Source organism: Micromonospora chalcea, assembly GCF_002926165.1.
Lineage (GTDB): Bacteria > Actinomycetota > Actinomycetes > Mycobacteriales > Micromonosporaceae > Micromonospora > Micromonospora chalcea.
Genome location: NZ_MAGP01000067.1, coordinates 49833 through 75891 on the forward strand (window position 1 = coordinate 49833; position 26059 = coordinate 75891).

The following is a 26059-nucleotide window of genomic DNA, read 5'->3' on the forward strand; positions in this document are numbered from 1 at the left end:
CCTCCCTGCCGCGTACCGGCCGGGCCCAATGTATGCTCACATCGCTATGTATGCAAGTGAACTGTGGGTGGCGCGGGCGTGGCCCCTCACCCCACCGGGTCGAGCGTGGTGAGGCGCTGGGTCGCCCGGGACAGCGCCACGTAGAGCGTGCGCACGCCCGAGCCCGGATCGGCCCGGATCTCGCTCGGCGCCACCAGCACCACGCCGTCGTACTCCATGCCCTTGGCCTGGAGGCTGGTCACCACCTGGAGCCGGCCCGCGCCGAGCGCGCCCAGCCAGCCGGCCACCTCGTCCCGGCGCGGCACCGGCGTGATCACGCCGACGGTGCCCTCCACCTGGCCGAGCAGCGCCTCGGCCGCCTCGACGGTGGCCGCCGGCAGCTCGGCGGCGGGCACCGTGCGCTCGACCGGCGGAACGCCGGTGGACCGGACCGCGTCGGGCAGCGGCAGATCCGGGTAGAGCCGGCGGATCTCCGCCGCCGCCACCGCGAAGATCTCCGCCGAGTTGCGGTAGTTGGTGGTCAGCTCGTAGCGGTGCCGCTTGCGCCGGCCCAGCGCCTGGTCCCGGGCCCGGTCCAGCTCCTGCGGGTCGCCGGTCCAGGCGGTCTGCGCCGGGTCACCGACCACCGTCCAGGACGCCAGCCGCCCGCGCCGGCCGATCATCCGCCACTGCATCGGCGAGACGTCCTGCGACTCGTCCACCACCACGTGCGCGTAGTCGCGGTAGTCGGCCGGACGCTCCCGCGCCGCCGCGCGGGCGGCGCGCTGCCGATCGGCGTACGTGCTCAGCTCGCGCACGCCACCGGCGAGCTGGTACGGGTCGCGCTTGGGCCGGGCCCGCTGCACCGGCTTGCCCAGCAGCGCGTCCAGCTCGTCCAGCAGCGCGATGTCCGCCACCGTCAGCCCGTCGGTCGCGAGCGTGCGGTACGCCTGCCCGAGCAACCGGATCTCGGCCGAGGAGAGGATCCCCCCGGCGTAGCGGCGCAGCCGGTCCGGGCGGGCCAGCCAGTCCAGCACGTGCCGGGGGTGCAGCCGGGGCCACCACGCCTTGAGGAACTCGCGGAACTCCGGCCGCTCGATGATCTCGTCCTCGAACGCGGGCTGCTCCGGCAGCCGGCCCACCCGCAGCGTGCGGGCCTGCGCGTAGAGCGCGGCGAGCACCGCGTCGAACGCCGCCCGGCGTACCTCGTTGCGGCGCGCGCCCCGGGCCAGCGTCCGGTCCCGGATCGCGTCCAGCGCGGGGCGCTCCAGGCGCAGCAGCTCACCCCGGTACAGCAGGCGCAGCTCGGCGGGGGAGTCCGGCACCGCGTCGCGGACCGCGCGTTCCAGCACCCGGCGCATCCGCAGCGAGCCCTTCACCGCCGCCACGTCCGGCGGGTCGGTCCGCGACGCGGACAGGCCGGGGAAGAGCGAGCCGAGCGAGTGCAGCGTGGCGGTCTCCTCGCCCAGTGAGGGCAGCACCGAGGCGATGTACTCGACGAACACGCCGGACGGGCCGACCACCAGGATGCCGCCGCCGGCGTACCGGGCCCGGTCGGAGTAGAGCAGGTACGCGGCCCGGTGCAGCGCCACCGCCGTCTTGCCGGTCCCCGGGCCGCCGGAGACGATCGTGACGCCGTTGCCGGGGGAGCGGATCGCCTCGTCCTGCTCGCGCTGGATGGTGGCGACGATGTCGCGCATGCCCCGGCCGGTGGCCCGGGACAACGTGGCCAGCAGCGCCCCGTCACCGACCACCGCCATGTCCGGCGGCGCGGCCTCCGGGTCCAGCAGGTCGTCCTCGATCCGGGTGACCTTCTCCGAGGCCGACTGGATCGTGCGCCGGCGCACCACGCCGCGCGGCTCGGCGGGCGTGGCCTGGTAGAACGCGGCGGCGGCGGGCGCCCGCCAGTCCACCACCAGCGTCTCCGCGTCCACGCCCCGCACGCCCAGGCGGCCGACGTGCAGCACCTGCCCGGTACGCAGGTCCAGCCGCCCGAACACCAGCCCCTCGTGCTCGGCGTCCAGCACGTGCCGGCGCTGGGCGGCGTGGAAGACCATCGCGTCCCGCTCGACCAGCGCGCCGAAGTTGCCGACCCGGGCCAGCCGGTAGCCCTCCCGCTCGGCGTCGGCCGCCGACCGGCGCAGTTCGGCCAGCCGGGCGTACACCCGGTCGAGGTGGCGCTGCTCGGCGGCGATCTCCCGGTCCAGCGTGGTCTGGTCGGTCAACGCGGATGCTCCTGTGGTCGGACGGCACGACGGGCTGAATGAGGGTACGGGCCCCCGGCAACCGCAGCGCCGGGGCATGCCGTCCGCGTGGCGTACGTCAGTGCCGTTCCGGAGCGGGAGACGCTCAGAGGCGGGCCGCCGGACGGCCGGTCAGCACCCGGTCCAGCACCCCGGCCACGGCGTCGTTCACCTGGTCCGGGCGCTCCATCATCAGCATGTGACCGGCGCCCGGGCAGACGGTCAGCTCCGTGGTGGGCAGCGCCGCCGAGATCGACTCGGCGCACGGCGGCGGGGTGAGCCGGTCCCGGTCCCCGACCAGCGCGGCGGCCGGCAGCCCGCCCAGCGCGGCGAGCGTCTCCAGCCGGTGCTGCGCCCCGATCGAGGCGCGGAACCCGCCGATCGAGCGCAGCGTGGCCCGGGCCACCGCCGAGGTGACCAGCCGGATGTCCGCGGGGTCGCAGCGGTCGCCGAACAGCATCCAGCGGATGCTCGGGCGCAGCGCGCGCAGCAGGGCGTGCGGTGGCCGCCAGCCGCCGCACCGGGCCAGCACCCCGGCGCCGGTGGTCTCGGCGAGCCGGATCAACCTCGTGATGCGGGGGGACAGGCCGTAGACGGTGTGCGTGTGCCCCTCGGCGGTGGTCGAGACGAAGACCAGCCCGGCGGTACGCGCCGCGAACCGGTCGGCGTGGCGGTGGGCGTACTCCATCACCGTCATTCCGCCCATCGAGTGCCCGACCAGCACGATCGGCCCGGACGGGGCGATCTCGTCGACCACGGTGGCGAGGTCGTCGCCGAGCTGGGCGAGCGTGGCGTCGCGCAGCGCCAGGCAGCTCGACCGGCCGTGGCCGCGCGCGTCGTAGGTGACCAGGCGGACCCGGTCGCCGAACCGTTCCCGCAGCTCGGCGACCTGACGGTGCCAGCTGCGGCCGTCGAGCGTCCAGCCGTGCAGCATCAGCACGGTGACCTCGGCGTCGACCGGCCCGGTGACCGTCACGTGCAGGCGTACACCGTCCGGAAGCCGCAGTTCCATGTCGCCCACCCCCGAGCCGTCCGGTTCGCGTCCACCGGATGTCCCGGCGGTGACACCGGCGTTACCCGCCATGACACCACGGCAACCGGGGCGGGGAGAAGATTCGCGTCCGCCGGCGATCCGCCACCGGTGAGGTGACGCTGCTGCCGCAGGAGCAGACGCGAAACCGCCCGCCGGGTGATCCCGGCGGGCGGTCGCGGTGGTGCGGGTGAAGGGCGCTCAGCCCTCGAAGACGCCGGCCTCGACCAGGCGCTTCTCGGTGGCCTCCCAGCCGTGGTCCGGGTGGGCGGCGGCGAGGCCGTTGATCTCAGCCCGGATCTTGGTGGCGTGGCCGGCGGCGGCCAGCACCCGGATCTCCTCGACGAAGGCCTCGGAGTCGGTGCGCAGGTGCACGGTCTTGCCGTTGGTCAGGTTGCGCACGTAGGCGTGCTTGCCGCCGTTGAGCGGGATCAGGTACTTGAACTCGCCCAGCACGCTGAGGGCGCCACCCTGGCCAGCCTGGCCGGCCCGGACTGACGCGCGCGCGGTCTTAGAGGTGTTGCTCGCCACGGAGGTACTCCTTGCAGACGTACGGTGGGGACGGAAGGCCGTCCGGGGGCTGTGCGAGTGACGCCCGGGTTGAGCGCCTGCCCGCGAAGATGTACGGCGGCACACAGAACCGCCCAGAGAACTGTACACGACCGCGACACCTGGCTGGTCGTCGCGGCGTCAGAGGGCACAACCGGCTCCACCTCCCGGGTATTTCCCGCCGGCTGGGACCGGCGAATTTTCCGATTCGCTGGCGCACCACCAGCCACACGGGTCATCATGTGTGTCCAGGTACCACTCGGTAGGACGAGGTCGTAGGGGAAGACGCACCTCGGCTCACCGGGAGGTCACCGTGCCAACGCGTGGCGTCGTATACGTCCACTCGACCCCGCTCGCCGTGTGCTCGCACGTCGAGTGGGCGATCGCGCGCGTCCTCGCCGCGCCGGTCAACCTGCACTGGACGGCGCAGCCCGCCGATCCGGGCGCTCGTCGCGCCGAGTGCGGCTGGACCGGCAGCCCGGGGACCGGCGCGGAGCTGGCCGCTGCCCTCCGGCAGTGGCCCATGATCCGTTTCGAGGTCACCGAGGAACCCAGTCCCGGCGTCGACGGCGAGCGTTTCATGTACGTACCGGGCCGGGGCCTGTTCCGGGCCGCCGTCGGCGCGGCCGGTGACATCCAGCTCGGCGAGGACCGGCTGCGCAGCCTGATGGCCGCCGCGCGCAGCCCGGAGGCGCTCGCCCACGCGCTGGACAAGGCGCTGGGCACCGCCTGGGACGCCGAACTGGAGCCCTACCGTTACGCCGGCGACGGCGCCCCGGTGACGCTGCTCACCCGGGTCGGGTGACGGCGGCCGAGTTGCCCCGATACGGTGGGCCGCGTGTCGATTTCCCCGCGGCGCTCCGCCGTCGCGCTCGCCGCACTGACCGCGCTGCTCGTCTCCGGGTGCTCGGACGGGCCGGACCGGCCCCGTCCCACCCCGACGAGTCCGGCGCCGTCGTCGGCCGCGCCCGCGCCGAGCGAGTCCCCGGCCGCTGACCCGGCCGCCCGCGCCGCCGCGCTGGTCGGCACGCTGAGCGACGAGGACCTGGTCGGGCAGGTGCTGATGCCGTACGCCTACGGCAGCTCGGCCACCGAGGTCTCGGCCGGCTCGGCGGCCGGCAACCGCGCGCTGGCCGGCGTCGACACCCCCGCCGAGATGGTGGCGAAGTACCGGCTCGGCGGCGTCATCCTGGTCGGCTTCAGCGCCGACGACCCCACCTCCGGCAACCAGGCCACCACGAACGTCGACAACCCGAAGCAGGTCCGGGCGCTCACCGACGGGCTGCGCGCCGCCGCCGGCAAGCTGCCCGCCGGCGCCGCGCCGTTCCTGATCGGCACCGACCAGGAGTACGGCGTGGTCACCCGGATCACCGACGGCGTGACGCTGCTGCCCAGCCCGCTCGCGGCCGGCGCCGCCGGGAACCCGGCGCTGACCGAGGCCGCCTGGCGGGCCGCCGGGGCCGAGCTGGCCGCGATGGGCATCAACCTCGACTTCGCCCCGGTCGCCGACGTGCTCGTCACCCGCAGCACGGTGATCGGCTCCCGGTCCTTCGGCGCGGACCCGGCGACCGCGTCCCCCCAGGTGGCCGGCGCGGTACGCGGCCTGCAGGCCGAGGGCGTCGGCGCGGCGGTCAAGCACTTCCCCGGGCACGGCCTGAGCGCCGAGGACTCGCACACCGAGCTGCCCGTGATCAAGCAGTCCCGCGCCGATCTGGACCGGATCGCGTTCCCGCCGTTCCGGGCCGGGATCGGCGCCGGGGCCATGGCGGTGATGTCGGCCCACCTGGACGTGAAGGCGGTCGACCCGGGCACCCCCGCCACGTTCTCCCGCAAGCTGCTCACCGACGTGCTGCGCGGCCAGCTCGGCTTCCAGGGCGTGGTGATCACCGACGGGATGAACATGGCCCCGGCCAAGAAGTGGTCACCCGGTGAGGCGGCCGTGCGCGCGCTCAACGCCGGCAACGACCTCATCCTGATGACGCCGAACGTCACCCAGGCGTACGACGGGCTGCGCGCCGCGCTCAAGGACGGCTCGCTGCCCCGCGCCCGCCTGGTCGAGGCGGTCACCCGGGTGCTCACCATGAAGTTCCGGCTGGCCGGGCGGGACACGCCCGCGCTGTCCACGCTCGACGGCGCCGACCACCGCAAGGCCGCCGACGACCTGGCCACCGCCGCGGTGACTGTGCTGCGCGGCAAGTGCGGCGGCGCGGTGACCGGACCGGTCAGCGTGACCTCCTCCGGTGGCCGGGAGCGCACCCGCAAGCTGCTGACCGAGGCGCTCACCGCGGCCGGCGTCAAGGTGGTGCCCTCCGGCGGCACGGTGGTGCACCTGGTCGGGTACGGCGACGGCGCGAAGGACCTGCGCGCCGACGCAGCCGTGACGGTGGCGATGGACACGCCGTACGTGCTGTCCGGGGCGAAGTCCCCGACGCTGATGGCGACCTACTCGTCCACCCGGGCCTCGATGAACGGCCTCGCCGCGGTGCTCGCCGGCAAGGCCCGCCCGGGCGGCCGCTCCCCGGTGCCGGTCTCCGGCCTGCCCGCCACCACCTGCCGCACCTGACCGCCGCCGCCGGTAACTCGGGTGCGGCCCGGGGCGGCCGGCTGGCAGGGTGGCGCCATGGGAGAGGCAGCACAGGGATTCCGGTACGTCGAGCGCGCCGACGGCACGGTGGTGATCACGCATCACGGCCGGGTCGCGAGCACGCTTCGCGGCGGCCGGGCGGCGCAGTTCCTGGCCGAGGTCGACGACGATCCGCAGCTGGCCATGGCCCGGTGGACCGGCAACTACCGGCGGGGCAACGAGCGCACCGCCCGCCTACACCCCCGCAACCGCTGAGGTGTAAGGAAGGGCCCCTTCTTAACAGCCGACTGTTAAGAAGGGGCCCTTCCTTACGTCAGGGGCGGGTGAAGACCAGCGCCACGTTGTGCCCGCCGAAGCCGAACGCGTTGTTCAGCGCCGCCGGGATCTCCATGTGCCGCGCCTTGTGCGCGGCGACGTCCAGGGTGAGGCCCTCGTCCGGGTCGTCCAGGTTGATCGTCGGCGGGATCACGCCGTCCCGGATGGCCAGGATGGTGGCGATCGACTCCAGCGCGCCTGCCGCGCCGAGCAGGTGCCCGGTCATCGACTTGGTGGCGGTGAGCACCGGGTGGTCGCCGACCGCCTGGCGCAGCGCGCCGATCTCCAGCATGTCCCCGACCGGGGTCGAGGTGGCGTGCGCGTTGACGTGCACGATGTCGGTACGGGCCACGTCCGCGTCGGCGACCGCCCGGGCGATGGCCCGGATCGCGCCCTCGCCCTCGGCGTGCGGCTGCACGATGTCGTACGCGTCCGAGGTGATCCCCGCGCCGGCCAGGCGCGCGTACACCCGGGCGCCCCGGGCGGCGGCGTGGTCGGCGCGCTCCAGGATCACCACGCCCGCGCCCTCACCGAGGACGAAGCCGTCGCGACCGGAGTCCCACGGCCGGGAGGCCCGCTCCGGCTCGTCGTTGCGGGTCGACATGGCCCGCATCGAGCTGAAGCCGGCGATCGGCAGCGGGTGGATGACCGCCTCGGTGCCGCCGGCCACCACCACGTCGGCCCGGCCGGCGCGGATGATGTCCAGACCCAGCGCGATCGCCTCCGCGCCGGTCGCGCAGGCGCTGGCCACGGTGTGCACGCCGGCCTTGGCGCCCAGCTCCAGCCCGACCCAGGCGGCCGGACCGTTCGGCATCAGCATCGGGATGGTGTGCGGGGAGACCCGCCGCGGGCCCGACTTCTCCAGGATGTCGTCCTGGGCGAGCAGGGTGGTGGCGCCGCCGATGCCCGAGCCGACGCTGACCGCCAGGCGCTCCGGGTCCGGCCCGGCCTCGGCCAGCCCGGCGTCGGCCCACGCCTGCCGGGCGGCGATGATGGCGATGGCCTCCGAGCGGTCCAGCCGGCGCAGCTTCACCCGGTCCAGCACCTCGGACGGGTCCACCGCCAGCTGGGCGGCGATCCGGACGGGCAGGTCCGCCGCCCACTCCTGGGTGAGCGCACTCACCCCGGAGCGGCCGGCGAGCATGGCGTCCCAGGTCGACGCGACGTCCCCGCCGAGCGGGGTCGTCGCGCCGAGCCCGGTGACGACGACGTCGGGACGACTCATGATCAGGACTGCGCCTCGATGTAGCTGACCGCGTCACCGACCGTCTTGAGGTTCTGCACCTCGTTGTCCGGGATCTTGACGCCGAACTTCTCCTCGGCCGCCACCACGACCTCCACCATGGAGAGCGAGTCGACGTCGAGGTCGTCGGTGAAGGACTTCCCCTCGGCCACGTCGTCCGGGTTCACCCCGGCAACCTCTTCGAGGATCTCGGCGAGGCCGGCGGTGATCTCGTCACGGGTCATTACGGTTGGTTCCTCTCATCGGGGGTTACCGGTGACCGGCGTCGCCGGTCACGCGCCTCGGCGCGTTCGCGCCCGAGGGGGTCTCAGGGGCAGCGCACGACCTGACCGGCGTAGGTCAGGCCGCCGCCGAAGCCGAACAGCAGGACCGGGGCGCCCGAGGGCACCTCGCGCCGCTCGACCAGCTTCGACAGGGCCAGCGGGATGCTCGCCGCCGACGTGTTGCCGGACTCGACGATGTCCTTGGCGATGATCGCGTCCGGAATGTTCAGCCGCTTCGCGATGCCGTCGATGATCCGGCCGTTGGCCTGGTGCGGCACGAACGCGGCCAGCTCCGACGGGGCCACGCCGGCCCGCTCGCAGGCCTGCAGCGCGAGCGGGGCCAGTGCGGTGGTGGCCCAGCGGAACACCGACTGCCCCTCCTGCGCGATGTACGGCTGCCAGCCCTCGATGCGTACCGCGTCGCTCTTCTCCGGCGCGGAGCCCCAGACCACCGGCCCGATCCCGGCCGGCTCGTCGTCGGCGGTCGCGGTCACCACGGCCGCCCCGGCGCCGTCGGCGAAGATGATGCAGGTCGAGCGGTCGGTCCAGTCGGTGAAGTCGGAGAGCTTCTCGGCGCCGACGACGATCGCGTTGCGCGCCGCGCCGGCCCGGATCGCGTGGTCCACGGTACCCAGCCCGTACGCGAAGCCGGAGCAGGCGGTGTTGAGGTCGTACGCGGCCGGCGCGGTGACGCCGAGCTTCGCCGCGACCCGGCAGGCCACGTTGGGACTGCGGTCCACCGACGAGCAGGTGGCCACCACGACCATGTCGATGTCGGCGGCGGTGAGGCCGGAGTTGGCGAGCGCCTTGCCGGCGGCGGCGGTGGCCATGTCGGCGACCGTCTCGTCGCCCGCGATCCGCCGGGTGGCGATGCCGACCCGGTCCCGGATCCATTCGTCGCTGGTGTCCACCATCTGCGCGATCTCGTCGTTCGTGACGACGCGGGAGGGCTGGTAGTGCCCCATCGCGACGATCCGGCTGCCGGCCATTTAGTGCGTTCCTCCGATGCGGACGAGGGGCTGGCCCGGGGCGACCGGGTCGTCGTGGTGCGCGAGCCACTCGGTGAGCAGCCCGTTGTCGTGTGCGGTCACCTCGACCGGCCCCTGCGCTCCGGTGACGTGGCCGAGGACCTGGCCGGCGCGTACCCCGGCGCCCACCGTCGCCTCGGCCGCCCGGGCGAGGCGGCCGGCGGCGGGGGAGACGACCACCCGGAACCACGGCGTGTACGGGCGGGCGGCGGGACCGGCGTGCCGGGCGACCAGCCGCCGCGCGGCGGGCAGGTCGGCGGGGGTGTTCAGGGTGACGATCTCGGGCGCGCCCTCGCCCTTGAGTTCCCGCTTGACCAGTCCGGCGAGGGTGCCGGCGGGCGGCAGCTCGATCACGCCGGTGACCCCGAGGTCGGCCAGCGTACGCATGCACAGGTCCCAGCGGACCGGGGCGGTGACCTGCCGGACCAGCCGCTGCAGCGTCTCCGGGCCGTGCCCGACCGGCGCGCCGTCGAGGTTGGACAGCAGGATCCGGGCCGGGGCGGAGGCGGTGACACCGGCGGCGACGGCGGCCAGCGCGGCCTCGGCCGGCGCCATGTACGGCGTGTGGAACGCGCCGGCCACCTGGAGCCGGATGATCCGGGTGCGGGCCGGCGGTTCGGCGGCGAGCTTGTCCAGCCCGTCGATCGCGCCGGCGGCCACGATCTGACCGGCGCCGTTGCGGTTGGCCGGGTGCAGCCCGTGGGACTGGAGCGCGGCGAGCACCTCGTCCGGGTCACCGCCGAGCACCGCGGCCATCCCGGTCGGTTCCAGCGCGCAGGCCGCGGCCATCTCGTGTCCGCGTACGCCGGCGAGCGTCACGGCGGCCTCGGCCGGCAGTACCCCGGCCAGGGCGGCGGTGCCCAGCTCACCCACGCTGTGCCCGGCGACCAGCGCGACGTCGTGCATCGGCAGGTGCTCGGCGGCGAGCAGCGCGGCGGCGACCAGCAGCGGCTGGGTACGGGCGGTGTCCTTGATCTCGTCCGCGTCCGCCCGGGTGCCCAAATGGATCAGGTCCACCCCGGCCAGGGCCGACCACCAGCGCAGGCGCGCCTCGACACCGTCGAGGTCGAGCCACGGAGCGAGGAAGCCGGGCTTCTGCGAACCCTGTCCCGGGGAGAGTACGGCGAGCACGTGTACGACTCTGACGGATACTCGCGGGTCGCGCTGTAACGCACGGCACGAAACCGCACTAGAACCTTTGGAGGAAACCTACAAAAATCGGTGGGCGGTCATCGCCGGTCGGAGACCCCCGGTACCACCGGGTCGAGCCTACCCACAGTCAGCGCCACCTGCAGCGCGAAGGCGTCGCGCGGGGCCAGCGGCGAGAAGGCGGTCACCTCGGCGATCCGCTTCAGGCGGTAGCGCACGGTGTTCGGGTGCACGAAGAGCGCCCGGGCGGCGCTCTCCAGCGTGCCACCGGCGGCGAAGAACGCGTCCAGCGTCTCCAGCAGCTCGCCGCCGGAGCGGGCCAGTGCCGCGTACACGTCGTGGCGCAACCGGCGGCGGGCCTCGGTGTCGCCGGCCAGCGCCCGTTCCGGCAGCAACTCGTCCGCGGCGACCGGGCACGGCGCGGTCGGCCAGGCCGGCGCGGCCCGGAAGCCGGCCAGCGCGGCCCGCGCCGACTCGGTGGCCTCGTCCAGGCTGGGCACCGCCGGGCCGACCACCACCGGCCCCTCACCGAAGGCGGTACGCAGCTTCTCCGTGGCCGCCACCGGGTCGGCCGCCCCGCCCAGCACGATGACCAGCCGGTCGCCGTGCACGCCGCCGATCACCTCGACGCCGATCCGCCGGGCCTGCCGGTAGACGGTGTGCAGCACGGCGGCCACCTCGCCGCCGGGGGAACGGCCGACCGCCACCGCGACCGGTGGGGCGTCCGTCCAGCCGAGCGCGGCGGCCCGGCTGGCCAGCACGTCCGGGGAGTCGCCGCGCAGCAACGCGTCGACCAGGAGCGCCTGCAACCGGGCGTCCCAGGAGCCGCGGCTCTCGGCGGCCCGGGCGTAGACCCGCGCGGCGGCGAACGCGATCTCCCGGGAGAAGCGCAGCACCGCCTCCCGCAGCGACTGCTCCTCGCCCGGCACGGCCAGCTCCGACACCTGCTCCTCGACCACGTCGATGGTCACCTTGATCAGCGCCACGGTCTGCTGGAGGCTGATCGAGCGGGCCAGCGCCTGCGGCGCGGCGGCGAAGACCTCGTCCGACACCTCCTGGGTGCGGTCGGTGGCGCCGCCACCCTGGCGCAGCCACTGCACCAGTGACCGCACGCCGGCCTGGGCCACGAGCATGACCCAGGAGCGCTGGTCGGCGGGCAGGTCGCGGAACCAGGGCAGTGTCTCGTCCATCCGGGCCACGCTGGCGGTGGCCAGGCCGCCCGCCGCCCGTTCGATACGGCGCAGCGTCGCCGACGTCTCCGTGCCGCCCGGTTCGCTCACCGCACCAGCCTGACATGCGCTGAGCAGCGGTTCCACTCCGAGGTGGCGGCTTCGCCGTGGCGTGACGATCTCCACCGGTACGCGCTGGCGATCTTGTCCGGGTGGGCCAGTACGGTGTCAGGGCGCGCCCGGGCTGTTCCGGCGGGCGCGCGAGGGCGACGGTGAGGAGGCCGGGATGGCGCAGGGGGAGGCCGAGCACGGTTGCGCCCAGGGCGAGCCGTGCCGGCGTGGCCACGACCAGCCGGTCACGGCCACGCACCCGCGTCGGCCGTGCCTGCACCACCGGGGCGAGCAGGCCGTCGGCCGGGCCGCGGAGCGCGCCGAGGACGAGCCGGCGGTGCCCCGTCAGCGGGCCGCCGAGCCGGCGCATCTCGCGGACGAGGCGTCGCCGGAGCAGGGTTGTCGCAGCGACCTGGCGGGCTGGGCGGGCGCCCACCGCCACGGCGCGGTACGCCCGCGCAACCGTACGGTCCGCCGGGAGCGCCCGCCGCGTCGCTGGTGCTGACGCGGAGCCGGGCGGGTTGACGCCGACGCGGTGTCGGGCCGGGCTCAGCGGGTGCGGCGGCGCACCAGCAGCGCGATGCCGGCGAGCCCGGCGGTGATGACCAGCACGACGCCCACGTTGAGCAGCAGCAGCCGCTGGAGTTCGCCGAGGGCGGTGTCGAGTTCGCCCACCGGGTCGAGCGCCTCCTCCGGCAGTACCCGCTCGCCGCCGCCGATGCCACCGGCGAGCGTGTCGAACTGCGCCGGCAACGGCACGCCTACCGAGCGCAGCGTCTCCGGCATGTTGAGCCGCCCGAGGAACCAGCCCGCGCGGAGGTTGCTCCGGTCCGGCTGCTTCGCCGGCCGGTAGACCCGCGGGCCGCCCTTGGCCAGGGGAAAGAGGTCGTAGGTGCGCTGCGGACCGGCGGCGACGTGCACCACCACCGTGTACTTCGGACCGAGGTCCGCGGCGGCCGGGCCGCCCGGCTGGCCGGTCGCGCCCAGCCACTTGATCTGGTCGATCACCAGGTGGACGTCGGCCGACCGGCTGTCGGTGCGCAGCCGCAGCGGCTCGTCGAGCTTGTCGCCGGTGATGTCGACGCCGGTCGGGGCGGGCGCGGGCGTCGGTTTCGGGGCGGCGTGGGCCGCCGTCGCGCCGGTCAGAGCCAGTGTGCACGCGAGGGCCGCCATCGTCCCGGTCACGGCGATCAGCAGCCGTCTCACCTTCCGGATCATCGCCGCCTCCTCGCCCCGTTCGATGGCTGGCTTCCGCTGCAGTCACACTGGACCGGTGTCCACCACAAAGACTCCGCAGAACGGCGCTCGGTTGCAGCAGGTGGAAGAGTATTTGGAACTATTTGCGAGCTGAGACCGACCAACGAGCGGTCGATGATCATCGGCCGGATCTTACCCGGACGGAGGGAACCATGGGGGGCAGGGTCGCCCGTACGGCGCGTACCTGGGTGGTGGTGCTCGGGGTGGTGGCGGCGTTCGCGCCGCTGCCGGCCGCGCCGGCCGCCGCGCACAACTCGCTGACCGGCAGCGATCCGCGCGACGGGGCCCGGCTGGCCGCCGCGCCGGAGCGGATCGAGCTGCGGTTCCTGGCCACGCCGAAGGAAGCCACGACCGAGGTCACCGTCACCGGGCCGGACAACGTGGCCGCTGCCGGCGGCGCGCCGACCTTCTCCGGCAAGCGGGTGACCGTGCCGTTCCGGCCGGGCGCGGCCGGGCTCTACATCGTCACCTACCGGCTGGCCTCCGACGACGGCCATCCGATCAAGGGGGAGATCCGGTTCACCCTGACCACCGGCACCCCCGCCGAGGCGCCGTCGGCGAGCGCGCCGCCCACGAGTGCCGCGCCCGCCGCGCCTACCAGCGCGGCGCCGAGCCCGACCCCGGCCGCCGCCGAGGCGGACGACGACGGGGGTACGGGCTGGCTGTGGGCGGCCGGCGCGGTGGTGGTGCTGGCCGCTCTGGGCGGCGGGCTGCTGCTGCGCCGCCGGGCCGCCCGCCGCTGACGCCGGCCGGTCAGCGGGAGCCGGCTCGCGGGGAACACTCCGCGTGACGCGGCCGGCGCAACGATCGCCGAAAACGCATATGCCTCTGAGTCATAATCATGACTCAGAGGCATATCGCTCGACAGGGTTACCTTCTCCCGGCCACGACACGCCCGGGCCGTCGGCGGGCCTGCCGCTCAGACCAGGCGTACGCGGGCGGCGCGCAGCCGGGTCAGCGTACGGTCGCGGCCGAGCACCTCCAGCGACTCGAACAGCGGCAGCCCGACGGTGCGGCCGGTGACCGCGACCCGTACCGGCGCCTGCGCCTTGCCCAGCTTCAGCCCGCGCTCCGCGCCGACCGCCTCCAGCGTGGCCTTCAGCGACTCGGCGTCCCAGGACTCCAGCGCCTCGAACGCGACGATCGCCGCGTCCAGCAGGTCGGCCGCGCCCTCCTTCATCGCCTTCGCCCACGCCGCCTCGTCGATCAGCGGGTCGGCCAGGAAGAGGAAGTCGACGTTCGGCACGATCTCGCTGAGCACCGCGATCCGGGTCTGCGCCAGCGGAGCCACCGCCGCGAACGCGGCCGGGTCGAACTCCTCGGGCTGCCACGGCGGCGGGGCGATGGTGTCGGTGCCGGTGAGCCACGGCTGGCAGGCGGCGACGAAGTCCTCCACCGGCAGCGCCCGGATGTAGTCGCCGTTGAACGCGCGCAGCTTCTTCTCGTCGAAGAACGCGGGGGACGGGTTGACCTCGTCCAGCCGGAACTCCTCCTCGATCACCGACCAGGGCACGATCTCCCGGTCGCCCGACGGTGCCCAGCCCAGCAGCATCAGGTAGTTGCGCATCGCGTCGGCGAGGTAGCCCTCGTCCCGGTACGCCTCCAGCGCGACCTTGTCCCGCCGCTTGGACAGCTTCTGCCGCTTCTCGTTCACCACCACCGGCACGTGCGCCCAGATCGGCGGCTTGACCCCGAGCGCGTCCCACAGCAGCTGCTGCTTCGGGGTGTTCGGCAGGTGCTCCTCGGCCCGGATCACGTGGGTGATCCCCATCGACATGTCGTCGACCACGTTGGCCAGCAGGAACACCGGGGAGCCGTCGCCGCGGGCGATGACGAAGTCCTCGATCAGCTTGTTCTCGAACGTCGGCTCGCCGCGCACCAGGTCGACCACCACGGTCTCGCCCTCGTCCGGCGTACGGAAGCGCAGCGCCCGGCCCTCGCCCGGCCCCAGGCCGCGGTCGCGGCAGAAGCCGTCGTAGCCGCGCTGCTGCGGCCCGGTACGCGCCTGCACGTCCTCGCGGGTGCAGTCGCAGTAGTAGGCCCGGCCGCCCTCGTACAGCCGCTGCGCGGCGGCCCGGTGCTCGCCGGCGTACGAGGACTGGAAGTACGGACCCTCGTAGCTGCCCCGCGCGATGCCGATCCACTCCAGCGCGGACAGGATGCCCTCGGTCCACTCGGGCTTGTTGCGGGCCGCGTCGGTGTCCTCGATGCGCAGCACGAACACCCCGCCCTGCTGCTTGGCGAAGATCCAGTTCTGCAGCGCCGAGCGGGCGCCGCCGACGTGGAACATACCGGTCGGGGAGGGGGCGAAGCGTACACGTACCGTCACGTCCCCCAGCCTACGGCGGGCCGCCACCGAGAAAGGAAGGGCCCCTTCTTAACAAGCGCGGCAGCCGGCGGGCGTCACGGCACGGAGCGGATCTTCACGACCAGGGCGCTGCCGAGCAGCGTGACCGCCGCGGTCACCGCGTACAGCGTGGGGTAGCCGCCGAGGTGCACGACGATCGGTGCGGACAGCGCCGGACCGAGCACCTGCGGCGCCGAGTTGGCAATGTTGATCACGCCGAGGTCCTTGGCCCGGTCGGTGGCGGCGGGCAGCACCTGCGTGATCAGCGCGGCGTCCACCGACAGGTAGACGCCGTACCCGGCGCCGAGCAGCAGCGCCGCGACGATCGCCATCGGCCAGGTGGGTGCCACCGCCAGTAGCGTCGCCGCCACCGCCATGATCAGCCCGGAGGCGATCACGAAGACCTTGCGCCGGCCGGAGCGGTCGGACATGCGCCCGGCGGTCACGGCGGTCAGCATCATGCCGACCGTGTAGAGCAGGATCAGGATCAGCAGCGAGCCCTCGGGGTCGGCCACCCGTACCCCGTCGGTGAGGAAGTAGAGCAGGTAGAGCGTGCCCAGCGCGTTGCCGGTCTGCACCAGGAACCGGGTGAACCAGGCCCAGGCGAAGTCGGGGTGGCGGCGCGGGCTGATCCACATCGAGGAGAACAGCGAGCGCAGCCGCAGCGGCGAGCGGTGCTCCCGGGGCAGGTGGTCGTCCTGGGTCAGCAGCGCGGACGGCAGCGACAGCAGCAGCACGGCGAGCGCGATCGCGGCGTACCCGGCGGCGTTGCCGGTCACCACGGCCGTCACCAGCACCGCGCCCAGCACCAGGCCCAGCGCCTGCGGGATGCCCACCCAGCCGGACACGCCGCCACGCTGCGCCACCGGCACCCGATCGGGGATCGCCGCGGTGAGGCTGGCCAGCATCGCGTTGAAGCAGACCTGCGCGGCCACCCAGGCCACCGCCACCCCGGCGATCGTGTTCTGCCGGGCCAGCAGCACCAGGGCGAGCGCGCCGATCACCGCGCCGAACGCGGTCCAGACGTGCCGGCGGCCGAAGTGGCGGTTGGCCAGCCGCAGCGAGGTGCGGTCGGACAGCGCGCCGGCGAGCGGGTTCGCCAGCACCGCGGCGAGCGCGCCGATGCCGGTGACCACCGCCAGCATCGCCTCCTTGTCGGCCGGCGCGATCCGTTCCACCTGCTGCGGCAACAGCACCTGGATCGGGGTGAAGAACGCCATCCAGACGCCCAGGTTGGCCGCGAAGATCAGCGCGATCCAGCTCCGCCGTACCGGCACCGTCGGTTCGGCGAGCGCCGCCGGCAGCGAGGCCGGCGTCGGGTTCACTGTGGTCACCGCCGGACCAGGTCCCGGAACCAGGCGTACGACGACTTCGGCGTCCGCCGCTGCGTGTCGAAGTCGACGTGCACCAGGCCGAACCGCTTGGTGAAGCCCTCGGCCCACTCCCAGTTGTCCAGCAGCGACCAGACGAAGTACCCGGTCACCGGCACGCCCTCGGCCATCGCCCCGCGCACCGCGCGGATGTGCCCGTCCAGGTACGCGATCCGCTCCGGGTCGTGCACCCGGCCGTCGGCGTCCGGCGCGTCGTCGTACGCGCAGCCGCTCTCGGTGATCTGGATCGGCGGCAGCGCGTCGCCGTACCGCCGGTGCAGTTGGAGCAGCAGGTCGCGCAGGCCGTCCGGGGCCACCGGCCAGTCGAACGCGGTACGCGGGTAGCCCTCCAGCGGCACGATGTCGAACGGCAGCGGAGAGCCCGCCTCGGGCGCCCGGATGGCGGTCGGGTTGTAGTAGTTGACCCCGAGCACGTCGATCGGCGCGGCCAGCACGTCCAGGTCGCCGTCACGGATCACCGCCGGGTCGAGGCCGGGAGCGTCCGGGTAGCCGCGCCCGAGCAGCGGATCGGTGAACAGGAGGTTGTGCAGCGCGTCGTACGCCGCGGCGGCGGCCCGGTCCGCGTCGGTGTCGCCGGCGACCCGCACCGGGGAGTAGTTGTTGGCGATCGCCACCGGGGACGTGGTGCGGGCGCGCAGCGCGGAGACCGCGAGACCGTGCCCGAGAAGCTGGTGGTGGGCCACCGGGAAGGCGTCGAACAGCAGCATCCGGCCGGGGGCGTGCACGCCCATGCCGTAGCCCATGCTCATGTGGATGAACGGCTCGTTGAGCGTGATCCAGAGCTTCACCCGGTCGCCGAGCCGGGCGGCGGCCAGGTCGGCGTACTCGGCGAAGCGCGCGGCGGTGTCCCGGTTCAGCCAGCCGCCGGCGTCCTCCAGCGGCTGCGGCAGGTCCCAGTGGAACAGCGTGGCGACCGGGTCCACCCCGGCGGCGAGCAGGCCGTCCACCAGCCGGTCGTAGAAGTCCAGCCCGGCGGCGTTGGCCGGGCCCGTGCCGTCCGGCTGGATCCGGGGCCAGGCGAGCGAGAACCGGTACGCGGACACCCCCAGCCCGGCCAGCAGCGCGGTGTCTTCGGCGTACCTGTGGAAGTGGTCGCAGGCCCGGTCGCCGGTGCTGGCGTCGGCGACCCGGCCCGGCTCGTGCGCGAACGTGTCCCAGATGGACGGACCGCGACCGTCGGCAGTGGTCGCGCCCTCGATCTGGTACGCGGAGGTGGAGACCCCCCAGCGGAAGCCGGCGGGGAACTCGGGCATCGGCGCGGTCGTCAAGGCACCCTCCAAGACATGAAGCGTGCTCGCGACTCTAGGGCTCGGCGGACCGCCGCGCCATAGGCCGAGATGACTGGGTGGCGCAAGGGAGTTCGGCGTGTCTTTTCCGAACCCGTCCGCTTAAGTCCGATTTACACATAGAGTGCCAAATATCGCGGATGTGATTTAAGTGGGGGAAAGATACTCATGATCCTCGTGGAACGAAGCGCGCACGTGGCGGCGCCGGTGGATGTGGTCTGGGACGTGGTGCAGCGCGCCGAGCAGCTGCCGGCCTGGCTGGCGGGAGTCCGCGCGGCCGAGGTCCTGTCCGGGGAGGGATTCGGGCGGCGGCAGCTGGTCCAGGCCGGACGCGGCGCCGCGCACGAGGCCGAGGTGATCGCCTTCCAGGAACCGACCCTGATCGGCTGGCGCGAACGCGCGAAGGGTGCCGGCGCCCGAGCCGAGGCGCGCACCGAGATCTACGTCCAGCTGACCCCGGACGAGGAGGCCGGCGGCACCGTCGTACGGCTGATCGTCGTGCGGTGGCCCGCCGGACCCGTCAAGGCGGCCCTGCTCCGGCTCGGCCTGCGCCGGGTCGGCGCCGACCTGGAGGACTCGCTGGCCCGGCTGACCGACCTGGCCGCCGTCGGCTGACCGAGCCCAGTCCCGGCGTCGCCCGCGATGGTGACGGCCCGGCGTTCCCGCCAGGGACGCCGGGCCGTCGTTCTACCCGAGGTGTGAAGAAGGGGCCCCTCCTCTACCGGAGGCGTTAAGAAGGGGCCCTTCCTTTCAGCTGTCGCCGCCGGTCTCGCCGACCGGGGCGGCGTTGACGTCGTCCAGCGCGTACTTGCGGGCCGCGTCCGCCGGCACGTGCGCCGGCACCACACCGCGCAGCGCGAGCTGGCGCAGCGTGGCCACCGCCACCGACTCGGCGTCCACGTGGAAGTGGCGGCGCAGCGCGTGCCGGGTGTCCGACATGCCGAACCCGTCGGTGCCGAGCGAGGTGTAGTCGCCGGGTACCCAGCGGGCGATCAGGTCCGGTACCGCGCGCATCCAGTCGCTGACCGCGACCTTCGGCCCGTCGGCGTCGGCCAGCTTCCGCGCGATGTACGGCACCCGCGGCTCCTCGCCCGGGTTGAGCAGGTTGTGCTCCTCGCACTGGACCGCGTCGCGGCGCAGCTCGGTCCAGGACGTCACCGACCACACGTCGGCGGCCACGCCCCAGTCCTCGGCGAGCAGCTGCTGGGCCTTGAGCGCCCACTGCATGCCGGTGCCGGACGCGAGGATGTTCGCCTTCGGCGCGTCGTCGCCGACCTGCGGCGCGGGGGAGTAGCGGTGGATGCCCTTGACGATGCCCTCGACGTCCACGCCCTCCGGCTCGGCCGGCTGGAAGATCGGCTCGTTGTAGACGGTGAGGTAGTAGAAGATGTTCTCCTGCGCCTCGCCGTACATCCGGTGCAGGCCGTTCTCCACGATGTGCGCCAGCTCGAAGGCGAACGCCGCGTCGTAGGAGACCACCGCCGGGTTGGTGGCGGCGAGCAGCAGCGAGTGGCCGTCCTCGTGCTGCAGGCCCTCACCGTTGAGCGTGGTCCGGCCGGCGGTCGCGCCGAGCACGAAGCCCCGCGCCATCTGGTCCGCCGCCGCCCAGAACCCGTCGCCGGTGCGCTGGAAGCCGAACATCGAGTAGAAGATGTACAGCGGGATCATCGGCTCGCCGTGCGTCGCGTACGCCGTGCCGGCAGCGGTGAACGAGGCCACCGAACCGGCCTCGTTGATCCCCTCGTGCAGGATCTGGCCGGTGGTCGACTCCTTGTAGGACAGGAACAGGTCCCGGTCGACCGCGGTGTAGCGCTGACCGTGCGGCGAGTAGATCTTCTGCGTCGGGAACAGCGAGTCCATACCGAACGTACGGGCCTCGTCCGGGATGATCGGCACCCAGCGCTTGCCGAACTCCTTGTCCTTCATGATGTCCTTGAGCAGGCGGACGAACGCCATCGTGGTGGCGACCTTCTGCTTGCCCGACCCGCGCTTGACGTCGGAGAACCGCTCGCTGCCCGGGATGGCCAGCGTCTTGCGGGCGGTGCTGCGCGTGGGCAGGTAGCCGCCGAGCTGCTGACGCCGGTCCTTCAGGTAGGTGATCTCGTCCGACTTCTCGCCCGGCGTGTAGTACGGCGGGAGGTACGGGTTCTCCTCCAGCTGCTTGTCCGGGATGTCCAGGTAGAGGCGGTCGCGGAAGAGCTTCAGGTCCTCCAGCGTCAGCTTCTTCATCTGGTGCGTGGCGTTGCGGCCCTCGAAGTGCGAGCCGAGCGTCCAGCCCTTGATCGTCTTGGCGAGGATCACCGTCGGCTGGCCGGTGTGCTCCATCGCCGCCTTGTAGGCCGCGTAGAGCTTGCGGTAGTCGTGGCCACCCCGCTTGAGGTTCCAGATCTCGTCGTCGGACAGGTGCTCGACCATCTTGCGGGTCCGCGGGTCGCGGCCGAAGAAGTGCTCCCGCACGTACGCCCCGGACTCCGCCTTGTAGGTCTGGTAGTCGCCGTCGGGCGTGGTGTTCATCAGGTTGACCAGCGCGCCGTCGGTGTCCGCGGCGAGCAGCGGGTCCCACTCCCGGCCCCAGACGACCTTGATGACGTTCCAGCCGGCGCCCCGGAAGAACGCCTCCAGCTCCTGCATGATCTTGCCGTTGCCGCGGACCGGTCCGTCCAGGCGCTGCAGGTTGCAGTTGATCACGAAGGTGAGGTTGTCCAGCTCCTCGCGGGCGGCCACGCCGATCGCGCCGAGCGACTCGACCTCGTCCATCTCGCCGTCGCCGAGGAACGCCCAGACGTGCTGCTGGGAGGTGTCCTTGATGCCCCGGTGCTGCAGGTAGCGGTTGAACCGCGCCTGGTAGATGGCGTTCAGCGGCCCGAGACCCATGGAGACGGTCGGGAACTCCCAGAAGTCCGGCATCAGCCGCGGGTGCGGGTACGACGGCAGCCCGCCACCGGGGTGCGACAGCTCCTGCCGGAACCCGTCGAGCTGGTTCTCGCTGAGCCGGCCCTCCAGGAACGCCCGCGCGTACATGCCGGGGGAGGCGTGGCCCTGGTAGAAGATCTGGTCGCCGCCGCCCGGGTGGTTCTTGCCCCGGAAGAAGTGGTTGAAGCCCACCTCGTAGAGCGACGCGGAGCTGGCGAACGTGGAGATGTGGCCACCGACGCCGATCTCCGGGCGCTGCGCCCGGTGCACCAGCATCGCGGCGTTCCACCTGATGTACGCCCGCAGCCGCCGCTCGACGTGCTCGTCACCCGGGAACCACGGTTCGCGCTCCGGCGGGATCGTGTTGATGTAGTCGGTGGTGGTCAGGGACGGCACCCCGACCTGCCGCTCGCGGGCCCGCTCCAGCAGGCGCAGCATGACGTACCGGGCTCGCTTTGTCCCGCGCTCGTCGATGACACCGTCGAGCGACTCGACCCATTCGCTGGTCTCTTCAGGGTCGATGTCCGGAAGCTGGCTCGGCAGACCAGCGGTGATCACCGGGCGCTTGCGTTCCGTAGCCACAGGCGTTCCCTCGGTTTCGTGTGGGATAGGTCTCTAGCGCCATCCTGCCCCCTGGTGGCGCGTGCCGTCACCTCTCCCACCCTCAGACGCGACGCTGAACACAGGTACCCATCAGTAACTTTGCGCGATCACCGGATGCGCTATCGGCGGGCGGGGCGGGGAACCGGGCACTGCGGCAGAATGCGCCGTATGCGCAGTGAGGTGATCACCGTCCGGACCGGCTCCCGGCCGACCGTCCGGGACATCACGAGCGAGGCCGAACGGTTCGTGTCCGGCGCCGGCGACGGCCTGCTGCACGTCTTTGTCCCGCACGCCACCGCCGGGCTGGCGATCATCGAGACCGGCGCCGGATCCGACGACGACCTGCTGCGGGCCTTGGACGACCTGCTTCCCACCGACGACAGGTGGCGGCACCGGCACGGCTCGCCCGGGCACGGACGCGACCACGTGCTGCCGGCGTTCGTGCCGCCGTACGCGACACTGCCGGTGCTCGACGGGCGGATCCAGCTCGGCACCTGGCAGTCGATCTGCCTGGTCGACACCAACGGCGACAACCCCGACCGCCAGGTGCGCTTCTCGTTCCTGCCCGGGTGAACGGCGGCGCAGATAGTGGAGTACGTCAATTGTTGACTGGTCACGTACAATCGACTGATGGCGCACTCCACTGTCTCCGCTGAGCAGCCCGGTCCGGGTGACCGGCCGGGCCTGGCCGGGGACACCGTGCGCCGGATCCTGCACGTCGCCGCCGCGCTGCGCCACCACCAGGACGAGGCGTTCGCCGACCTGGGGCTCACTCCGGCGGCCGCCCGCGCGCTGCACCAACTGGACCCGGACCGCCCGCTGCCGGCCCGCGACCTCGCCGAGCAGCTCGGCTGCGACAGGTCGAACGTCACCGGCCTGGCCGCCCGGCTGGAGCGGGCCGGGCTGGTGGAACGACGCACCGACCCGGCCGACCGGCGGCAGAAGGCGCTCGTGGTCACCGAGCGCGGCCGGGAGGTCCGCGAGCGGGTCGCCCACGTCATGTCCGACCCCCGGCTGCTCGACGACCTGAGCACCGCCGAACTGGCCGCGCTACGTGAACTCGTCTTCAAGGTCTCCGACGGCGGCTGTCCGGAGGAGTGCGGCGAGGTCTGAGCCACGCCGGGCGGAACGTGTCCGACTGGGCGCGGCGGGCCCGAGTCGGTAATGCTGTCCGACGTGACCACCCCGCACGATCTCGACGACCGGCTCCGGGCCGAACTGGCCGCGCTCGGGGCGCCCGAGAAGCGGCGCGACCTGGGCGAGCGACTGCCCGACGGCGGGCCGCTGACCGGGGCGCAGGCGCTGGCCCTGTTCGACGCGCAACTGACCAGCCGGCTGCTCGACCTGGCCGGGCAGTGGCTGCACGGCTTCGGTGAGGGGTACCACACCATCGAGTCGGCGGGGCACGAGGGCAACGCCGCCGTGGCCGCCGCGCTGCGGCCGACCGACCCCGCGCTGCTGCACCACCGTTCCGGGGCGTTCTACTGCCTGCGCGCCGCCCAGGCCGCCGGCGCCTTCCCCACCGCCCCGCCGCCGGCCGTCCCGCCGACACCCGCCCCGGCGGCCGATCCCGACGCCGCCGTGGACGCCTCGCCCGATGCTGGTCCCGGCACCGTCGTCGACGGCTCGCCCAGTGCTGCTCCGCCGGCTGCCGCCGGCTCGCCCGGCAGCGCCGTTGACGGCTCGCCCGCCGCCGACGGCTCGCCCGGCACCGCTGCCCGCGCCGAGGTCCACGGCTCGTCCGGTGCCGTCCCCGGCACCTCGAGCGGCGTCTCGCCCGACGAGCCGGCCGCATCCTCCGCGCAGCGGGCCACCCCCGCCTCCTCGGCTGTCGCCCCCGCTCCGTCTGCTGTCATCCCGGACCCGGCGGCCGCCCCGGCCCTGCCGGCCGCCGTGCACGAATCGCACGACCTGCCCGCCCAGCGCGGCACCGGCCAGGATGCGCACATCAATTCCACCTCCCAGGAGCAACGTTCCACCCTCCGGGAACCGGAGAGATCTTGGAACGAAAGTGCCCCTATGGGGGCCGTTTCGTACCAAGATCTCGAACGGCCGGGGGCGGCGGGTGAGGCGGGCAGCCTTCCTGCGGGAGCGCCCGCGATCGTGGTGGACGCGGACGGTGACGCGACTGTCGGCGTACCCGATCTGCCACAGCCCGCGCCCGACGACGCGTTCGCGGCGGCGGCGCGCGACGTGCTGCGCGGCATTGTCGCGTCCGTGGAGGAACCGGCCGCCGGCGGCCGGCAGAAGCTCTTCGGCCGCGCCGACCTCGCGGTCGTGCCGACCGCCGCGAACGCCGGCTCGCACCTGCCCCGCGCGGTCGGCCTGGGGCTGGCGCTGGAGAGGCTGGGCCGGGGCGCCCGGCCCGCGGACGGTGAGCCGGAGGTGGCGGCCTGGCCCGCCGACGCCGTGGTGGTCTGCTCCTTCGGCGACGCCTCGGTCAACCACGCCACGGTGACCGCCGCGCTCAACACCGCCGGCTGGTACGACCACACCGGCCTGCGTATCCCGGTGCTGTTCGTGTGCGAGGACAGCGGTGGCTCCGCCGACGGGTGGGTGGCGACGACGCTGCGGTCCCGGCCCGGCATCCGCTACTTCGCGGCCGACGGCACGGACGTGGCCGAGAGCTACCGGGTGGCGGCGGAGGCGGCGGCCTGGGTGCGCCGGCACCGCCGGCCCGCCGTGCTGCACCTGGGCGCGGTCCGGTTGATGGGCCAGGGCGACGCGGCCCGCGACCCGCTGCTGGCCACCGCGCGGCTGCTGGTCACCTCCGGGTACGCCGGGGGCGAGGAGCTGCTCAGCCGGTACGACGAGCGGGGCTGGCAGCTGCGCCGCATCGCCGAGGAGGCGCTGGACGAGCCGAAACTGGCGTCCGCTGTCGACGTCGTGCGGGAGCTTGCGCCGCGGCGGCCGGTCCGGGTGGCCCGGGCGGTGGCCGAGGCGGCGGAGCGGGCGGCCGGGCCGGGCGCCGGGGCGCGGGCGGAGGCGTTCGGCGGCAAACCGCCGGAGCTGACCGGGCCGCTGACGCTGGCGCAGAGCATCAACGCGGCGCTCGCCGACGGCATGCTCGACCACCCTCGGATGGCGGTGTTCGGCCGGGACGTGGCCGCCGGCGGCGGGGCGCACGGGGTGACCGAGGGGCTGCGGGACCGGTTCGGGGCGGCCCGGGTGTTCGACACGCCACGGGACGAGACCTCGATCCTCGGGCTCGGGCTGGGTGCCGGCCTGGCCGGGATGCTGCCGGTGCCGGAGATCCAATATCTGGCGTATCTGCACAGCGCCGAGGATCAGCTGCGCGGCGAGGCGGCCACCATGCGGTTCTTCTCCCGGGGCGCGTTCCGCAACCCGATGGTGGTGCGGGTGGCCGCCCTGGCGGGTGAGGACGGGCTCGGCGGCCACGCGCGCAACGACAACTCGGTGGCGGTGCTGCGGGACGTGCCGGGGCTCGTGGTCGCCGTGCCGGCGCGGCCGGACGACGCCGCGCCGATGCTGCGTACGTGCCTGGCCGCGGCCCGGGTGGACGGCAGCGTCTGCGTCTTCCTGGAGCCGGCCGCGCTCTATGACGCCCGTGACCTCTACGCCGACGGCGACGGCGAGTGGACGGCCGAGTACGCCGAGCCGGGCGCCTGGGCGGACCGGCACGTGCCGATCGGGCGGGCCCGCGTCTACGGGATCGGCTCGGCCGAGGACCTCACCATCATCACCTTCGGTAGCGGGGTGCGGATGTCGCTGCGCGCGGCGGCCACCCTCGCCGCGGAGGGCGTGGGCAGCCGGGTGGTGGATCTGCGCTGGCTGGCCCCGCTGCCGGTGGCCGACATCATCCGGGAGGCCTCGGCGACCGGCCGGGTGCTGGTGGTGGACGAGACGCGACGCTCCGGCGGGGTGGGCGAGGGCGTGGTGTCCGCGCTCGTCGACACCGGGTACGTCGGCGCCGCGCGCCGTGTGGCCGGACTTGACTCGTTTGTACCATTAGGTCCGGCCGCTCGTCAGGTTCTGGTCTCCGAGGAAGCCATCACCCAGGGTGCCCGTACGCTGCTGGCACGGTAAATTCCGTTCCACCCGGTGCGCCACTTGCGCGGCGAGCCGCAACTGTGTGGACTGGGCCCGACGGTGTCACCCGACGCCACGAGCAGGGATAGATGAGGAGGCACGCGACAGTGAGCGCGACCGCTGGCCAGGCCGACGGGGTACGCAGCCTGGCGGACCGGTTCGGTATCGAGCCGGGCATGGTCGTCATGGAGATGGGCTACGACGACGACGTCGACACCGATCTCCGGGACGCCCTGACCGACCGCTGTGGGGAACTCGTCGACGAGGACACCGACGAGGTGGTCGACGCGGTTCTGGTCTGGCACCGCGACGGCGACGGTGACCTCTTCGAGCTCCTCGTGGACGCCCTCGGGCCGCTCGCCGACAACGGCGTGGTCTGGCTCCTGACCCCGAAGGCCGGCCGCGACGGCCACGTCGAGCCGAGCGAGGTCGCGGAGAGCGCGCAGACCGCCGGCCTCCAGCAGACCTCCACCATCAACGCCGGCCGCGACTGGAGCGGAGCCCGCCTGGTCATGCGGCGCGGCTCCAAGAGCAAGAAGTAGGAGCGCA

At 73.6% G+C, this 26059-nt stretch carries 23 protein-coding genes; 10 read left to right on the forward strand and 13 right to left on the reverse strand.

Annotated elements, in window-relative coordinates:
* Positions 1–86: 86 nt before the first annotated feature.
* The 3 genes from BAW75_RS07265 to BAW75_RS07275 all read right to left on the reverse strand — a co-directional run bounded on the left by BAW75_RS07265 (position 87) and on the right by BAW75_RS07275 (position 3783).
* Positions 87–2204: a HelD family protein gene (locus BAW75_RS07265; protein WP_064448226.1), complete on the reverse strand. Its 2118-nt coding sequence runs from the start codon at positions 2202–2204 to the stop codon at positions 87–89.
* 124 nt (positions 2205–2328) lie between these two features.
* On the reverse strand, positions 2329–3234 hold the full coding sequence (locus BAW75_RS07270; protein ID WP_420914988.1) for an alpha/beta fold hydrolase: 906 nt from the start codon (positions 3232–3234) through the stop codon (positions 2329–2331).
* Positions 3235–3453: 219 nt separating this feature from the next.
* On the reverse strand, positions 3454–3783 hold the full coding sequence (locus BAW75_RS07275) for a hypothetical protein (protein ID WP_104113034.1): 330 nt from the start codon (positions 3781–3783) through the stop codon (positions 3454–3456).
* A 331-nt stretch (positions 3784–4114) separates the two neighbouring features.
* Between BAW75_RS07275 and BAW75_RS07280 the strand changes: the two genes are divergently transcribed.
* The 3 genes from BAW75_RS07280 to BAW75_RS07290 are packed head-to-tail and all read left to right on the forward strand — an operon-like array spanning position 4115 to position 6640.
* Positions 4115–4606, forward strand: a complete 492-nt coding sequence (locus tag BAW75_RS07280) for a DUF3145 domain-containing protein (protein WP_013287841.1) — start codon at positions 4115–4117, stop codon at positions 4604–4606.
* 33 nt (positions 4607–4639) lie between these two features.
* Complete coding sequence (locus BAW75_RS07285) at positions 4640–6364, forward strand: glycoside hydrolase family 3 protein (RefSeq protein WP_069088913.1); 1725 nt, start codon at positions 4640–4642, stop codon at positions 6362–6364.
* A 57-nt stretch (positions 6365–6421) separates the two neighbouring features.
* Entirely contained in the window at positions 6422–6640 is a 219-nt protein-coding gene (locus BAW75_RS07290; RefSeq protein ID WP_104113058.1) for a hypothetical protein, read from the forward strand.
* 58 nt (positions 6641–6698) lie between these two features.
* Here the strand turns inward: BAW75_RS07290 and fabF are convergent, their stop codons facing one another.
* The 5 genes from fabF to BAW75_RS07315 all read right to left on the reverse strand — a co-directional run bounded on the left by fabF (position 6699) and on the right by BAW75_RS07315 (position 11738).
* Positions 6699–7925: a beta-ketoacyl-ACP synthase II gene (fabF, locus tag BAW75_RS07295; RefSeq protein ID WP_030503633.1), complete on the reverse strand. Its 1227-nt coding sequence runs from the start codon at positions 7923–7925 to the stop codon at positions 6699–6701.
* A gap of 2 nt (positions 7926–7927) precedes the next feature.
* Positions 7928–8167: an acyl carrier protein gene (locus BAW75_RS07300; protein WP_007072348.1), complete on the reverse strand. Its 240-nt coding sequence runs from the start codon at positions 8165–8167 to the stop codon at positions 7928–7930.
* 83 nt (positions 8168–8250) lie between these two features.
* Positions 8251–9195, reverse strand: coding sequence for a beta-ketoacyl-ACP synthase III (locus tag BAW75_RS07305; protein ID WP_043329189.1), 945 nt, complete (start codon positions 9193–9195; stop codon positions 8251–8253).
* Complete coding sequence (locus tag BAW75_RS07310) at positions 9196–10365, reverse strand: acyltransferase domain-containing protein (protein WP_104113035.1); 1170 nt, start codon at positions 10363–10365, stop codon at positions 9196–9198.
* Between the two features lie 98 nt (positions 10366–10463).
* Positions 10464–11738 carry a PucR family transcriptional regulator gene (locus tag BAW75_RS07315; RefSeq protein ID WP_274479170.1) on the reverse strand — a complete coding sequence of 425 codons (1275 nt, stop codon included), beginning with the start codon at positions 11736–11738 and terminating at the stop codon, positions 10464–10466.
* A 100-nt stretch (positions 11739–11838) separates the two neighbouring features.
* On the opposite strand from BAW75_RS07315, the gene BAW75_RS07320 reads away from it, so the two are divergent.
* Positions 11839–12168, forward strand: coding sequence for a hypothetical protein (locus BAW75_RS07320; RefSeq protein WP_104113036.1), 330 nt, complete (start codon positions 11839–11841; stop codon positions 12166–12168).
* 44 nt (positions 12169–12212) lie between these two features.
* Here BAW75_RS07320 and BAW75_RS07325 read toward each other — a convergent pair whose 3' ends face one another.
* Positions 12213–12881: a hypothetical protein gene (locus BAW75_RS07325; RefSeq protein ID WP_104113037.1), complete on the reverse strand. Its 669-nt coding sequence runs from the start codon at positions 12879–12881 to the stop codon at positions 12213–12215.
* Positions 12882–13072: 191 nt separating this feature from the next.
* Here BAW75_RS07325 and BAW75_RS07330 point away from each other — a divergent pair, with 191 nt between their 5' ends.
* Entirely contained in the window at positions 13073–13663 is a 591-nt protein-coding gene (locus tag BAW75_RS07330; protein WP_104113038.1) for a copper resistance CopC family protein, read from the forward strand.
* Between the two features lie 176 nt (positions 13664–13839).
* Here BAW75_RS07330 and gltX read toward each other — a convergent pair whose 3' ends face one another.
* From gltX to BAW75_RS07345, 3 genes are all read right to left on the reverse strand, one after another.
* Positions 13840–15249 (reverse strand): glutamate--tRNA ligase, encoded by a 1410-nt coding sequence (gene gltX / locus BAW75_RS07335; RefSeq protein WP_082931128.1) that lies wholly within the window; start codon positions 15247–15249, stop codon positions 13840–13842.
* Between the two features lie 74 nt (positions 15250–15323).
* Complete coding sequence (locus tag BAW75_RS07340; RefSeq protein WP_104113039.1) at positions 15324–16601, reverse strand: MFS transporter; 1278 nt, start codon at positions 16599–16601, stop codon at positions 15324–15326.
* Positions 16598–17911 carry a GH1 family beta-glucosidase gene (locus tag BAW75_RS07345; RefSeq protein ID WP_043329210.1) on the reverse strand — a complete coding sequence of 438 codons (1314 nt, stop codon included), beginning with the start codon at positions 17909–17911 and terminating at the stop codon, positions 16598–16600. The genes BAW75_RS07340 and BAW75_RS07345 overlap by 4 nt, the downstream gene beginning before the upstream one ends.
* Positions 17912–18112: 201 nt before the next feature.
* Between BAW75_RS07345 and BAW75_RS07350 the strand changes: the two genes are divergently transcribed.
* The gene (locus tag BAW75_RS07350; protein WP_030503643.1) at positions 18113–18559 is read left to right on the forward strand and encodes an SRPBCC family protein; all 447 of its coding nucleotides are present in this window, start codon (positions 18113–18115) and stop codon (positions 18557–18559) included.
* Positions 18560–18694: 135 nt separating this feature from the next.
* On the opposite strand, the gene aceE is transcribed toward BAW75_RS07350, so the two are convergent.
* Positions 18695–21439, reverse strand: a complete 2745-nt coding sequence (gene aceE, locus BAW75_RS07355) for a pyruvate dehydrogenase (acetyl-transferring), homodimeric type (RefSeq protein ID WP_043329212.1) — start codon at positions 21437–21439, stop codon at positions 18695–18697.
* A 189-nt stretch (positions 21440–21628) separates the two neighbouring features.
* Here aceE and BAW75_RS07360 point away from each other — a divergent pair, with 189 nt between their 5' ends.
* The 4 genes from BAW75_RS07360 (at position 21629) to BAW75_RS07380 (ending at position 26052) form a co-directional block, all read left to right on the forward strand.
* Positions 21629–22033 carry a secondary thiamine-phosphate synthase enzyme YjbQ gene (locus BAW75_RS07360; RefSeq protein ID WP_197494962.1) on the forward strand — a complete coding sequence of 135 codons (405 nt, stop codon included), beginning with the start codon at positions 21629–21631 and terminating at the stop codon, positions 22031–22033.
* Positions 22034–22090: 57 nt separating this feature from the next.
* Entirely contained in the window at positions 22091–22573 is a 483-nt protein-coding gene (locus BAW75_RS07365) for a MarR family winged helix-turn-helix transcriptional regulator (RefSeq protein WP_104113040.1), read from the forward strand.
* Between the two features lie 51 nt (positions 22574–22624).
* Positions 22625–25507 carry a transketolase C-terminal domain-containing protein gene (locus BAW75_RS07375; RefSeq protein ID WP_244206028.1) on the forward strand — a complete coding sequence of 961 codons (2883 nt, stop codon included), beginning with the start codon at positions 22625–22627 and terminating at the stop codon, positions 25505–25507.
* A gap of 110 nt (positions 25508–25617) precedes the next feature.
* Positions 25618–26052, forward strand: coding sequence for a DUF3052 domain-containing protein (locus BAW75_RS07380; protein WP_013287823.1), 435 nt, complete (start codon positions 25618–25620; stop codon positions 26050–26052).
* Positions 26053–26059: the final 7 nt, after the last annotated feature.